Raw genomic sequence first — 14,181 nt, forward strand, 5'->3', positions numbered from 1 at the left:
AACTTGGTAAATATACCTTCAATATTGCAACTCCCTTTCAAATCATTAAACCTCTATTATAAATAAACCATTCTTCTCTTACTTGAGGCTATGCAACGGTTTTAGTACGAGATTTGTTTTTTCAAACAATCTATTATTGCTGTTACATTTTGATATAGGTAAACAAAAAACAGGAACCCATAAATAGGGCTCCTGCTTTATAGTTTCTACTTATTAAAGACTTAGTAGAGTACGATCTGATACAAGCTTTTCACCGCGAATACGTTGGAATGCATCCATTAGATCGGCGATTGTTAAATCTTTTTTTGCTTCTGAGTCAACCTCTAAAATGATTTGGCCTTTATCCATCATTATGAGGCGATTACCTAGATCAAGCGCTTGTTGCATATTGTGGGTAACCATTAATGTTGTCAGATTATCCTTTTCAACTAGCTGCTTTGTTAAATTCGTAATAAGCTCTGCACGTGAAGGATCAAGTGCAGCTGTATGTTCATCTAATAGTAAAATTGATGGCTTTGTAAATGTTGCCATTAGTAGTGATAATGCTTGGCGTTCTCCGCCAGATAGCAAGCCTACTTTCGCTGTCAAACGGTTCTCCAAATTGAGATGTAATGATTCCAATGATTCACGGAAAAACTCACGTCTCTTTTTATCGACTCCGATACGCAAACCACGACGCTTATTGCGAGAATATGCAATCGCCAAGTTCTCTTCTACGGTCATTGTTGGTGCTGTTCCTGCCATTGGGTCTTGGAAGACACGGCCTATTAAATGAGAGCGTTTATATTCTGGATATTTCGTTACGTTTTTTCCGTCTATTTCAATAGCACCAAAATCTGGTGATAAAGCTCCCGAAATCATATTCATCATTGTAGATTTCCCAGCACCGTTACTACCAATCACAGTGACAAAATCACCTGTTTTTAAATCTAGATTAATATTATCTAAGGCAATTTTCTCATCTGGCGTAGCTTCGTTGAAGATTTTGTTGATCCCCTCTAGTTTAAGCAAGATGTTTCGCCTCCTGTTCACTAGTAACCGTACGTTCTGCACGACGTTTTGCTTTGCGAGCACGCTCTTTACGTTTTTCAAAGAATTTAGGTAATATCAACGCCACGACCACAATCAATGCTGTGATAAGCTTCATATCCCCTGTATCTAAAAACTCAACACGAAGTGCGATAGCAATGACGATTCGGTAGATAATCGCACCGACAATTACAGCTAAAGTTGTACGGACAATTGTTTTCGTCCCTAAAATCGCTTCCCCGATAATAACAGAAGCTAAACCGATAACAATCATCCCTATCCCCATACTTACATCTGCAAATTTCGTATACTGCGCAATAAGGGCCCCTGATAATGCAACCAAAGCATTTGAAATACCCAACCCTAAAATGATTAATGTATCTGTATTCGCAGAAAAACTACGAATCATTTTGTCATTATCACCCGTTGCACGAATAGCTAAACCAACTTCGGTTTTTAAGAATCTATCGAAAATAATTTTAATCGCAAAAGTTACGATGATCATGACGAAGAATGTACCCCATGTTTTTGGCACATTTTCAATACCTATGCTGATTAAAACGTTATTTATTGCTGTATCAATACCTAAATTACCCCACCAACCAAAGAAGATGGTGAACAGCGAATCGATGTTCGAAAGCGGTACGTTTGGACGACCAATTGCTGTTTCTGTCGTTGCCCCCATAATACGTAAATTGATGGAATAAAGAGCAATCATCATTAATATCCCAGATAACAAAGGATTGATTTTCGCCTTCGTATGAAGTATTCCTGTCATACATCCCGCTAAAAACCCCGCGACAATCGCCGCTGCTGTTGCCAATGCTGGGTGGTAACCAAGAACAATTAAAGTCGCTGCTGTTGCAGCACCTGTCACAAAACTACCATCCACTGTTAAATCAGGAAAATCTAAAACTCGGAATGTAAGATACACTCCGAGCGCCATGATTGCATAGATGATTCCTTGCTCAACAGAGCCAAAGATTGCTGTAAACATGTAGAATCATCTCCTATCTATTCGACTACTTCTGCTTTCCATTCGTCTTTGATGTCTAAACCAAGTTGTTCAGCTGCTTTCTTGTTAATCTCGAATTTTAAGTTTTTAGGATAAGCCACTGGAATATCTGCTGGTTTTGCACCATCTTTTAAGATTTTTACTGCCATTTCACCAGCTTCATAACCAATATCTGAATACGCAAAGCCGAAAGCTCCTAGACCGCCTCGTTTAACAGAGTCTAATTCTCCAACCATTACTGGAATTTTCTTATCAGTTGCCACATCCAATACTGATTCAAGTGCTGTTACAACTGTGTTATCCGTAATGATATAGATTGAATCTACTTTTCCTACTAATGATTCAGTTGCCTGTTTTACTTCTGCTGATGTTGAAACAGATGCTTCTACAATTGTCACACCTAATTTTTTTGCTTCTGCTTTTACCATATCCACTTGTACACGTGAGTTTTGCTCTCCTGAGTTGAAAACCATACCTATTTTTTCAGCTTTTAGTTCTTCTGCTAAAAACTTCACCGTACTTGGAATAGCTTCTGGATGTGTATCAAGTGTACCTGTTACATTTCCACCTGGAGCTTCCATTGATTTTACAAGCTCTGCTCCTACTGCATCTGTTACAGATGTGAAAAGAACCGGAATATCCGATGTTGCAGCTGCAACTGCTTGAGCACTTGGCGTTGCGTTAGCGAATATTAAATCGACACCTTCACCAACTAAATTATTTGCTGCCGTTGTATTAATACTTGGATCCCCTTGTGCGTTTTCAATTTTGAATTCTACTTTAAGACCACTATCTTCAATTGCCTTTTTGAATCCTTCAGTAGCTTCATTTAAAGATGGATGTTCAACATATTGAGAAATCCCAATTTTATATGTTTTCTCATCTGATTTTTTAGATCCTGAATCGCCTGATCCCGCAGAGTCAGGTTTATCTTTGCTTCCACACGCCGCTAATACTAGCATTGCTGCAAATATCAAAAATGCTAACTTCTTGTAACCTTTCTTCATTTGAATTCCCCCTATTTGAATCGTAATCATTTCTATTGAACTAATGTGATTATAATTAGTGTTATATTACAGGGCTAAAAGCCAATCGTCAACAACATTATGAATCTTTCGACAATTCAAAATATAGTACTTTTGTCGCTTTAACGCGTTGAACGGCTGAACATCAACGTTTTAGTGTAACTCACTTAATTGTGAACATTTGGTGAACTTTTATAAAATGCTATCAGCTATTCATATAAATTCTCAATCTCAGTAAACCAAAAACATTCCTTTTCCATACACTTAGCATCAATTCTTTCTAATTCTTCTTTTAGCCAATTAATCACAGATTCTGGTATATCATTATCAATAAAGGCATCCTCACTATTCACCTCTATTGCCTTATCAATCATTTTTGAATATACTAATAAACATTCTGCAAATTGATTTAAAGAAGAATTAATAAATACCTCTTTATAATCATCACTATTATGAAGAAACACTACATTTTCTTGTTTCTCAATTATACATATCGGATCCCCGGAACCAGTCGATCCCAAAAACCAATATTTTTGAAACTCTTCTGGCATATTAAATACATTTGTAATTGGCCTTATCTGAAAAATCTGTACTCATTAAATCTTGGTAATTAAATTTAATTAGCGGGCCATCTTTGTTAACATCCCATTTATCATTAAATTCCTCTGGTAGTATCATCTTCTCACCTTCCTGAATTTTTTATAAAAGTTTCTAATCTAGTTGCAATTTCATTATCTATTCCAGTAATTCCCCAATCCTTTTCTACATTATGAATACCACCATATCCTGGATGCAAACTTTTTGGTAAAGCTACAGCTTGACCACCTTCTCCTATATGGTGATGTCTCATTGGATCTTTTAAATACTCCTTGTACTGAGGAAAATGTTTTATAAATTGTTCATCAACACTTTGAACTCGACCTCTCTTTATCAAAGCCGTATTTTCTGCACTCCAAAACTCCGGATTACTTTTAAGTAATGTATTGAAGAACTTTTTTGCATTTCTCTCCCATCCTGCAGCATTAGTTCCTGAGTTAGATTTCCCTTTAAAGTTCATTTCAACTATAAGTCTAGGATCAACTAAATACTCTTCATCATACTTTGTGAGTTCTCTACCTCTATATCCTCTAACCTTATCGTATTTGCCATCATTACTCCATTTAGGAACAGTAGAGATTTCTTCCTTATTACCCGTACCCTTAATACCACCACTAAAATGAGCATCTTTCCGAACTGTTGCTTGTTGGATCGCGTCTTTTACTTTACCTTCGTAATTCGTTCCTTGTTTCGCTATTGTTCCATTGCTTGTGACGTATGACTTCGCTGTTACATTGTCTATGGAACGAGCGGTTGCTAAGGTGCCTGATTGTACGTGTTGATTTAATAGTATACTGTCTGCTGGATATTTATAGATATAGTGTAGCTGTTGGAGTCTGCTTTTTCCAAATGTTTTTGCTTTCTGGGTTAGTGTTTTGACCGTGCTGTATGTACATTGATTAAATAATTTTGCATTTTCAATTTCTATGTGAAAATACAAAAAAGCACTTGATTGCCACTAGTCGACAATCAAGTGCTTTAAGTTCATATGTTTTCTAAAATTTCAAGTCACTAGTCACTTTAAGTTTGTGCATACAATCATTTGATACTGATAATATCATATCTTTTGTATTTCATGACAAATAGTACATTTAAACTAACGAACTTGTACAAGCTACTTATATTGTACAGTACCAATAAATTTAATTTCTATATTTTCGGATCCATCTTCACTTTTCGCTTCATTGTATTTAAAATCATAGAGTACAATAACAGAATTAATACTGTATACTAAATTATCACCATTTATTAACTCTTTTACTTTGGGGATAATTAGTTCACTGTAAGAAAAATCTTTTAAAATATCGTCTACACTATTTTTAGGATCTTCATAAAAACAAATTTCAATGTTATCTTCATCATAATAACCAAATTCAAAGTTTTTCCCAAACTTTGAGTCTATTGAATCTCCATCTTCCGTATATTCTATATCAACATACTCTTCAAGGTTCTCAAATGATTTAGAAACTCCAAACCACACCGAAACCATTCCACTATATTCCATATTATCACTCCTCATTTTTTAGAGTACCTGGTAATCCATCTACTCCGCCCTTATATCTATAATGAGACCACATCTGTAACCTTCTTACAAATGTATCATAATCAAGTGATGTGTCTATTATCTCTAATATCTCATTATGCGCTCGCTTAGAACCCGGCGCACGATGATGTTTTCCTGGTGGATTAATAAACTCAACATCTTTTGTTGGTGTTCTCAATTCTTGAATTTCTTTAGCACTTATCCCCCATCTTTTAAAGGTAGGTGCCCTTGCAATCATTAACCATTCATGTAATTTCCCAGGCGATCTTAATCTTGAAGAAATTACTTTTTTCACTTCAGGATTAGCCCACGCTATCTCTAATTCATCTAAAGTTATATTGTCAAACCACCTAATAAATTCACCATCTCTTACACTAGGAATATCTTTTGGACTATAAATATTAGTACGAGATGTAACTTTAACAAAATTATTTTGAATAACTTCCGATTTCCTTTGATTTGGAGTTTGCCTTTTTACTGTAGCTTCACCCGTACCCTTAATACCACCACTAAAATGAGCATCTTTCCGAACTGTTGCTTGTTGGATCGTGTCTTTTACTTTACCTTCGTAATTAGTTCCTAGTTTCGCTATTGTTCCATTGCTTGTGACGTATGATTTGGCCGTTACATTGTCTACGGAACGAGCGGTTGTTAAAGTGCCTGATTGTACGTGTTTATTCAATAGTATACTGTCTGCTGGATATTTATAGATATAGTGTAGCTGTTGGAGTCTGCTTTTTCCAAATGTTTTTGCTTGCTGGGTTAGTGTTTTGACCGTGCGGCTTGAGTTAACAACGGCCCGTCCTCCTGTCGCCAGTGCACTAGGTAGGACCGCGGTAAGGCCGCGGAAATATCGCTCAGAGGTGCCTAGTTCCCGCTCAGTAATGAGATCTTTTCCGCTGACTGCACTTCCTACTTCGTAAGTTGCCAATAGGCCTCCAGCAATGATGCCTGCAGGCGGGCAGATAATACCAAGACCAATGGTTACGACTGCGCCGATAATGCCTACCCAAAATTCTATTTTGTATTGATCGTCTTCTATACTAGTATACTCGAAAGCTCGCGTATGTAAGGCGGCTTGTCGATAATCTTCGGAAGAAATTTTTTCTTCTGGATTGCTGAGTTTCCATTGCTCATATTCACTTTGGAGCTGTTCGGCGTAAGCCGTATCTTCGTTAAATAAATCATCGATTGTCACATAGGCCTTTTCTCCTTTGTCGCTATTAAACAAACCTTTTTCCCGGACGCCTATACGATTTGTTGTGTTGAATTGAGTAATAGTAAGATCTCGCATTGTTTTTACATAGTGATCAATATTATTGTGAAACGGTTCGTCAATTGTTGTTTTTACTGTGTCTCCTACTTTATCTGAATAGTGTCTCATGATTGCATATTTTTCTTGAAGTTGTTTCCCATCACCGCTAAATTCTGCCGGATGGAATGAGATGACACCATCTGAGTCATGGCTAGAAATGTTACTTTTTGCTTTGTTTAAAATTGAATCAGCTTTGTTGAAATGTAATGCAATACCCGGCCATGTAATCAGCTCATGTATTGCTTTCGACATACTCTTCCATTTTCCCTGCTCAAAATGTACATCCACTTGATTACACCTCCAAACGACTAATAATCTCACGTGCAACTGTTTCATCAGCTTCTAACATGCTCTCTAAAATTTCGTTTACAACTGTAAAAGCTCGAAAATAATGGTCTTGAAGCTCCAAAAAGCGATTATTGGCATCCTCATAGCTTTCCATCGTTTCTGTAGCTTCTCCTTGCTTATAAAAGTGAGTGCCATTTAATGTATTGACCGTGGGTGAAAGTTCGCTTTGAAGTTGCGTACCAATATCCTGTATAAAGCGCATGATATCGACCATTTCATCAACTGATAATTTAATTTCAATGCTACTCATACCAGGGGCACCTCCTTATATGGGAGTTTGAACATGTCATAAATTTTTTTTACTAGAAAATACTGGCTAACATGATAAGGTTGCTCATTTGGTACATCTATTGCATAAAGTTGAGACTTCTTTTCGAAGAATAGCCATTGCTCATATTGATCTCGTGCTACTTTTCCATCTTCAAGCGCAAAATACTCTATGTTGAGAAAATCTGATACTTCCATCGCTTCAAGTTGCTGCTTTTCTTCTTCTGCTAGATTTTTTTTCAAAAAAGTCTTTTCACCTTCTAATGGTTCACGGCGAAATAAGGGTTGCTCTTGATGAAGCCGAATAAGAAATGCTGCTTGATCAAAGACAAGTAACTGATATTGCCCTAAATCGTCTTCACGGATTGCAATTATTTGCTGTTCTTTCGTAAAACTAAACATCATATTATTGATACGGATATAGCTCTCACTCTTCGCATAATTTTCAAGCAATTGAATTGTTAGAAAACCTACTTTAGTAAGATGTCCCTGTGCATCAAGAAGCTGCTTTTCTATTAATGATGCTTTAGCAGCCTCGAATTGTTCAGTTCCTTTAAGCAGTAAACTTTTTTTATCTGGTAATCCAAATAAAAGTTGGGTTTTACAACCATTCACAAGTGTATAAAGTTCTTCTGCTTTGTATTGGAGGATACTTGTTGTCATAAACTTTTCACCTCTTGAACAATTGATTCGTTTTGAAAGCTACTTATAGATTTTTCTAGTTTTTCTAATGCTTTCACATGCTCTTTAGAGGCATCTTTCATCGATTGATGGTATTGAAGAATAAGCTCCATATAAGTTAAAAACTGATCTCGTGTTTTTCCTGACCATTGTGCGCCATTAACATATTGAATCAAACTTTCTGCACTGCTATATGCATCATTCAAAGAGGATTTAATTTTCTGGGCTTGGTCAATGGCTTGTTTTAACTGCTGACCATCGATTTTAACATCCTTCATCCGCTATCCCTCCCTTTCTTCCCTTTCTTCCCTTTCTTTCCTTTCTTCCTCTTGCACAAGACGATCATAGTAAAGGTATTGCTCATATGCACGGTTTTTTGCTTCTGAGAGATGTTCAGCTTGTTTTTTTAGTGACATCCACTGCTCATTTAGCTTGCGATCCAGCTCTACTCTTTTATCGAGAAATTCAATGGAAGGAACTTTTTCTCCATCTAAAACTGGTGCATTTCCTTGATAATTAAAGCTACAATCTTCAAATTCTTTAATAACTTTTTGTAAAGATTCTAGCTGATTCCCTAAACTTCCATAAAGTGACTGATATTCTGCACGCTTTTTTTCATATTTAGAACTCGAAAATAAATTTCCAAAAATGCTAAACATCACACATTCACCTCGATTTCTTTTCCTATAACCACTTTCACTTTCTGAACTTTACCAGAACGTACTAAATAGCTTTCGTATGGCAACAGCTCTTTTTCTTTATAAGGTCGCTGTACATCCATCAAATTTTGGTCGTTTAAACGAATTGTCAATAAGGCTGTTTTCTGTTTTTTTACAGCTACTGAAACATCATCATAGCCTCTTGCCATCTGAGGTAATACACCAAGGATAAAGTGAATACCATACAAGGCACCTTTATCTAGCAGTTTGGCTAAAGTTGCCTGTGTCGTGGTAGATAGGCCTTCATTAATCGTTGCTAAATCAGTAAACAATATGATAATTGGATTTAATGATTGAACATATTCAAATAACGTTCCACTACCTGTTGATTGTTGGTGTTCAAAATCTTCCTGACGACCTTTGAGAACATCTTGTAATTGATCAATTAAATCGGTCACTTCAGATAATTGCTGTACATACTGTCCGCCAAACTTTTGCAAATGTAAGTATGGCGCTGCAACCTGGTCAATCATTACAAGTTGCCATTGTGGGTATTGTTCAATACCACTTAAAATTGCTTCAAACGCTTGTGTAAATTGCTTAATAGTCTCACCCATAATGAGTATGTTTTTATCTTCACGCCAATCAAATGAAACGGCTTGCACTTCTTCAACATCCACCGCAAATGGTAATAATTTTTGGTTGAATGCTTGTTCAACAGTTGATAGCTTATTAAAGAATCCTTGCGAAACGGTTTCAGGTACCATTGGAATCGATTGAGGCCATGGACCTTCCCAATTTTCACGGAGTGATAATACATTTTGACGTACTTGCTCTGCGACTTGTATATCATCATCCCCATCAGCAGGTAATGCAATTTGCATTAAGGACGGCTGTTCTAGTTTGATGAGCGCACGTCCTGGCATTTCTTCAATATCGATATCTGATTTACCGATAATATTTCTTGTTTCACTTTTATCAATCATATATAACGATATTTGAGTCTTTATATTTACTAGAATGGCTGATCTAATTGCAAACTGACGACTGCCTGTTAAAGCAAGATAAATTCCTACGCTCGCGCCTTCTCTCGCTAGTTGAGTAAATAATTGATCAAAGGCTTCTTTAGCTGGCAGATCTTGTACAGCATCTACCATATCGAGAAAGACTACTATTTCTGGTACTTTCTCTTTCGTTACTTCACGATACATCATGAGCGTTGTGACACCATATTCACTAAGAAGCTGCTTTCTTTCTTTTAACAATTGATGCATTCGTTTTATCCACTTTTGAAGCTTCATTTCTTCATCAATTCTTATTAAATCTGCCACTTGAGGCAATTGACGAATTGGTAGCAAACCATTCGTCCCAAAATCTAATAAATAATAATGAACTTGTTCTGGCGTATAACGTTCTGCTATCTCCAATGCTAGTGTTTGTAATAATGTTGATTTACCAAAACCAGGACTTGAGAAAATAGCGATATGACCATTTTTGGTGAAATCAATCGTCAGTGGTTCTTGCTCTTGCAAGTGAGGTAAATCAAGTAATCCGATTGTCGCTCGTAATGTATTTGCATGTGAAACTTGTTCTTTTGCATACTTCTCTAACGCATATCTACTAATACGTTCTTCTAAAGGCGGTAGCCAGGGTCTTGGCAATGATGCAATGCATTGTGACTGTACTAAATCATCAATTTCTTGTATTACTGCCTCGAGTTCAGTTTCTTGCTGCTTTGGTGTTGAGCGTTTATCAAGGCCACTTAAATCCTCAGTTAATATGGATAATTGACCGATTTCATTAATTTCATAGATTGTTAAATCATCGACTTCATCCTCAGGTTGGTCCGCTTTATAAGAGGCACCACTCCAAGCACTTTGGAATAATTCATAAATTTCATTATGCCCCACTTGCAGATATGCACGTCCTGGTAAAGTAATATCTGCAGCATCCTTCGTTTTTAAAATTTCATTTGAGTCACTTTCATTTTGAACTTTTAATGCCAACTTGAATTTCGAGTTAGACCAAATTTGGTCATCTACTACACCACTCGGCTTTTGAGTAGCCAATATGAGGTGGATACCTAATGAACGTCCAATACGAGCGGTTGAAACTAGTTCTTTCATAAACTCAGGCTGTTCCGATTTAAGTTCGGCAAATTCATCTGAAATAATAAATAGTTCTGGCATTGGCTCTTGTACCTTTTTTGATGCATAAAGTTTTTGATATTGATGAATATGATTAACTTCATGGTCATTAAAAATGCGTTGCCTTTTTTGAAGCTCTGCCTTAATAGAAGCTAATGCACGCATCGATTGAGCACCATCTAGGTTCGTTATTACGCCTAGAACATGTGGTAACTGTTTAAATAAATTGGCCATACCGCCACCCTTATAGTCAATTAATAAGAATCCGATATCATAGGGATGGAAATTGGTAGCTAATGATAAAATGTAAGACTGTATTATCTCGGATTTCCCCGAGCCTGTTGTTCCTGCTATTAAACCATGTGGACCATGTGCTTTTTCGTGCAAGTTCAAATAAACAAGATCATCCTTACCGCGTAAACCAAGCGGTACAGATAAGCTTTTATATGGAGCATTTTGTTGCCAACGTCGCAATATACTGAGTTCTGCTACAGATGATGCTTTATACATTTCTAAATACGTAACACTTTCTGGAATTCTATTTTTTAAATTTTGTACATGTTCATAACTCGCCACTCTTCTAGCCATTTCTTCAAGTATTGTTAAAGAAGGTAAACGATCTAATTGGAACGTTTTTCGAATAAGTTCACCGTTCTGTATAAATAGCTCACCTTGCTTTGAGTCTTTTATATCGATAACTGTTTGTACATGCTCTGGAAGTGACTGCAAAACATCCTGTACATAAATAACTGATAATCCAAGTAATTTAGTGTCCTCATTCAAAAATTCCATGATGGCATGATCCATTATGATTTTTTCATCAGTTATTACTAACACTAGCTGAGGAATAAAGACCTTTGCTTCCTTTGCAGCATTATTTGTAATGAACTGCTTGCGTTCCTTTACATACTGATAAAGGGAATTTAATACTTGGTCACGTGAACGTTCATGATAGACAAAAGCACGCACATTAACATCGCGAAGGTTTGCATGCGGTAACCAACGCATCCATTGCCAATAATGCTTCTCTTCTTCGGGGAACACTGTGATAAATTGAACTTCGTGATAACTATGAAAGAATGCTAATTGAGCAATGGTCATTTGTAACTGCTCCAAAACAAGAGACCTCTTCCCAATATAACCAATAGCGCCTTGCATTAAATCTACGGTAATAGGTGCTCTTTCAAGTTCATTAAACTGTTGCTCTAGCTCTATCGCCTTCTCCATCAGTTCATCTTCTTCTAAGGTAAATTCCTCTGTATTCAATTTTATCTGGAAACTAGAATCTACTGTCCCTATACCAATTCGATAGGATAGAAAATCATGATGAAAAGGTGTCTTTTCATACATTCTGGCAGATCTTTTGGTAAGCATTTGTGTAATTTTCGATACCGATGGGAAATGATACGCCAATGCCTGATTCTGCTTAACATATACTTCATGCAATTCCTTTGTTTTTTGTTTTAAATATATATTGAATTTTTCCTCGCGTTCTTTCATACCTTGCTTATATTTTTTTACATTTCTTACATAAGACAAAATGGCATAAATGATTGTAACAATTGTCATTGATAGCATTACTACGATGTAAATCCCAGTAGGACGGAAAAATGAAACGAGAATTAATACTGCAATCATCACAATTGGTGGTACAATAACTCTTCCAAGTTGTTCACTTGGCTTTGCCGGTTTATGGGGTGGTGTTGCAATTATTTTATCTTCAGTCGGCTCACGGTAAATGACGCGCGGTGAGCGTTGATAACGATTAAATTCTTCTTCCCTATGTTGTTCAAATAGTTGTGTTTGCTTCGTTTGCATCAACTCATGACCACTAATAATAACGATTTCGCTATTTCTAACAGTGAATAGCACCCCGTCTATAAAGAGTAAATCGCCCTCTAAAAAAGGCTGTGAATATTCGATTCTTTGACCGTTTAAAAAAACCGCCCCATGTATTACTGTACATTCGTAACTAACTGTATTTTGAGGCTTAGTAAAAATGGCTGCATGGTCTGAATCTAGTAGCTGTATCGTATCTAATGGGCTCGGACCAATTGTCCAAGTTGATAATCCAACTAAATCATAGATATGCTCATTCGAACTTTGTAAATAATATTTAAATTGACCACTTTGTAATTTTTCTCCTTGTCGCAATTCTTGATTATTAAGGATAATCACCTCACCATTCCACCTATGGGCCAACGTTTCACGACAATTTGAAAAAACGAACGTATGAGTTTGATCCATTCCTATTGTGATAGATTGAGAGGAGCCTCGCTTTACTTGGCTTTTTCGTAATGTATCTTCGTTGTGTACATATAATGTCAGTTGCTGCATCACATTCCCCCCTATTCATTTGTACTGTTTTCATCGTCTAACAAAAGACCATTTTCTTCTTGTAGAGTCTTGAGGCTGTTTTCCAATTCCTTTATTTTCTGCTCTCTTTCTTTACTATCAAGTGATGAATCTGACTGCAACTTCTTTATATAATTTGCTGTACTATAAATTTTGAGTTGATCGTTATTTATTAATTTTGCAATTTCGAGACCTTGTTCATACTCCCCTCTTCCGCAATAAATCCAAAAAGCTAAATATCGTTGGTCACTTTTTTGGCTTACATTATTCAAAATTGTATCCTGTTGCGTTTTCTCAAAATTGTCCGATTTAATATAAGAAGTCGCCAAAATATGCTGCATCTCTATCGGCAATTCATCAGGCTCATGCTTTCTTAAATCAGTAATAACCTCATTAAAATCATCTCTTATAAAAGCTGCATTTGTTTCTATATAAAGTTCTTGCGTAGGTATTTTAAGAAAATAGGCGTAGATTAAAAACCCTAATAATAGTATTGATCCAACCCCAAATACTATAGCGCTAGTTTTCAACATTCTAAATTTCTTAACTGATACACTTTCATAATTTTTAGAATTATTTTTAGCTTCTTCTACATAATACTTTTCTAGTAATGTAGTAAGTTGCTTAATAGAGGTTGTCTCATGCACCGCTTTCTCAAAAGCTGTAGTATTTGCTTTTGCTAATGCCCCATGTATTAAGTCATTGAAATTATATTCTTTTGAAAAAGTAGAAATTACAAGTGCTTGATATGACAAGAGAAATTCATCTTCTGATAATTCCATCGGTGACAGAACATGTTGAATGCCACGGTATACACCGAAAGGAATTAAATTACGATCAAAGACAAGATTATTTGGATGAAATACAATCGTTGCTCTTGTTCCTAAAGTTTCGGAAAATCGGCCACAATTAGCTAAGAGACGCAGCTGCTCTTTCCTTTTCAAATTTTTAATTTCTTTAAAAACTGTTAATCGCTTTGATACTTCAAATGATAAGTGTAATAATTCACCTTCACTTGATACTTGTGCTGGAACAAAATAATGTAAATCATTTTGGAAAAGTAATAATTGTTGTTTTGTTTTTAAATTGGTTTTAGATTGTTCGATTGACGTATGCCACTGATTTTCTTGTATTTCAAATTCTAATTTAAATTCATTTAATTCTAAAAAAATTTTTTCCATTGTCAATATCCCCTTTTGG

General features: G+C 36.0%; 12 protein-coding genes and 1 pseudogene. All 13 read right to left on the reverse strand.

Annotation, left to right across the window (positions count from 1 at the left end; translation table 11 throughout):
• Positions 1-213: 213 nt before the first annotated feature.
• The 13 genes and pseudogenes from AC3IS5_RS18415 to essB all read right to left on the reverse strand — a co-directional run bounded on the left by AC3IS5_RS18415 (position 214) and on the right by essB (position 14,162).
• Positions 214-1,011: an ABC transporter ATP-binding protein gene (locus tag AC3IS5_RS18415; RefSeq protein WP_489425689.1), complete on the reverse strand. Its 798-nt coding sequence runs from the start codon at positions 1,009-1,011 to the stop codon at positions 214-216.
• Positions 1,004-2,026: an ABC transporter permease gene (locus AC3IS5_RS18420; protein ID WP_489425690.1), complete on the reverse strand. Its 1,023-nt coding sequence runs from the start codon at positions 2,024-2,026 to the stop codon at positions 1,004-1,006. Before AC3IS5_RS18420 ends, AC3IS5_RS18415 begins: the two co-directional genes overlap by 8 nt.
• Before the next feature lie 17 nt (positions 2,027-2,043).
• Entirely contained in the window at positions 2,044-3,051 is a 1,008-nt protein-coding gene (locus AC3IS5_RS18425) for an ABC transporter substrate-binding protein (protein ID WP_489425691.1), read from the reverse strand.
• A gap of 227 nt (positions 3,052-3,278) precedes the next feature.
• Positions 3,279-3,747, reverse strand: a pseudogene (locus AC3IS5_RS18430) (SUKH-4 family immunity protein).
• A gap of 4 nt (positions 3,748-3,751) precedes the next feature.
• Entirely contained in the window at positions 3,752-4,606 is an 855-nt protein-coding gene (locus tag AC3IS5_RS18435) for a hypothetical protein (protein ID WP_489425692.1), read from the reverse strand.
• 174 nt (positions 4,607-4,780) lie between these two features.
• Positions 4,781-5,170, reverse strand: a complete 390-nt coding sequence (locus AC3IS5_RS18440) for an immunity 22 family protein (protein WP_489425693.1) — start codon at positions 5,168-5,170, stop codon at positions 4,781-4,783.
• A 4-nt stretch (positions 5,171-5,174) separates the two neighbouring features.
• Positions 5,175-6,776: a pre-toxin TG domain-containing protein gene (locus AC3IS5_RS18445; RefSeq protein ID WP_489425694.1), complete on the reverse strand. Its 1,602-nt coding sequence runs from the start codon at positions 6,774-6,776 to the stop codon at positions 5,175-5,177.
• A gap of 40 nt (positions 6,777-6,816) precedes the next feature.
• Positions 6,817-7,122: a hypothetical protein gene (locus AC3IS5_RS18450; protein WP_489425695.1), complete on the reverse strand. Its 306-nt coding sequence runs from the start codon at positions 7,120-7,122 to the stop codon at positions 6,817-6,819.
• Positions 7,119-7,802 carry a DUF5081 family protein gene (locus AC3IS5_RS18455; protein WP_489425696.1) on the reverse strand — a complete coding sequence of 228 codons (684 nt, stop codon included), beginning with the start codon at positions 7,800-7,802 and terminating at the stop codon, positions 7,119-7,121. Before AC3IS5_RS18455 ends, AC3IS5_RS18450 begins: the two co-directional genes overlap by 4 nt.
• Positions 7,799-8,098: a WXG100 family type VII secretion target gene (locus tag AC3IS5_RS18460; protein ID WP_489425697.1), complete on the reverse strand. Its 300-nt coding sequence runs from the start codon at positions 8,096-8,098 to the stop codon at positions 7,799-7,801. Before AC3IS5_RS18460 ends, AC3IS5_RS18455 begins: the two co-directional genes overlap by 4 nt.
• A gap of 3 nt (positions 8,099-8,101) precedes the next feature.
• The gene (locus tag AC3IS5_RS18465; RefSeq protein ID WP_489425698.1) at positions 8,102-8,479 is read right to left on the reverse strand and encodes a hypothetical protein; all 378 of its coding nucleotides are present in this window, start codon (positions 8,477-8,479) and stop codon (positions 8,102-8,104) included.
• Positions 8,479-12,963: a type VII secretion protein EssC gene (essC, locus tag AC3IS5_RS18470; RefSeq protein ID WP_489425699.1), complete on the reverse strand. Its 4,485-nt coding sequence runs from the start codon at positions 12,961-12,963 to the stop codon at positions 8,479-8,481. Before essC ends, AC3IS5_RS18465 begins: the two co-directional genes overlap by 1 nt.
• Positions 12,964-12,974: 11 nt before the next feature.
• Positions 12,975-14,162, reverse strand: coding sequence for a type VII secretion protein EssB (gene essB, locus AC3IS5_RS18475; RefSeq protein WP_489425700.1), 1,188 nt, complete (start codon positions 14,160-14,162; stop codon positions 12,975-12,977).
• Positions 14,163-14,181 lie beyond the last annotated feature (19 nt).

The organism is Viridibacillus sp. KH_047 (genome assembly GCF_057838945.1).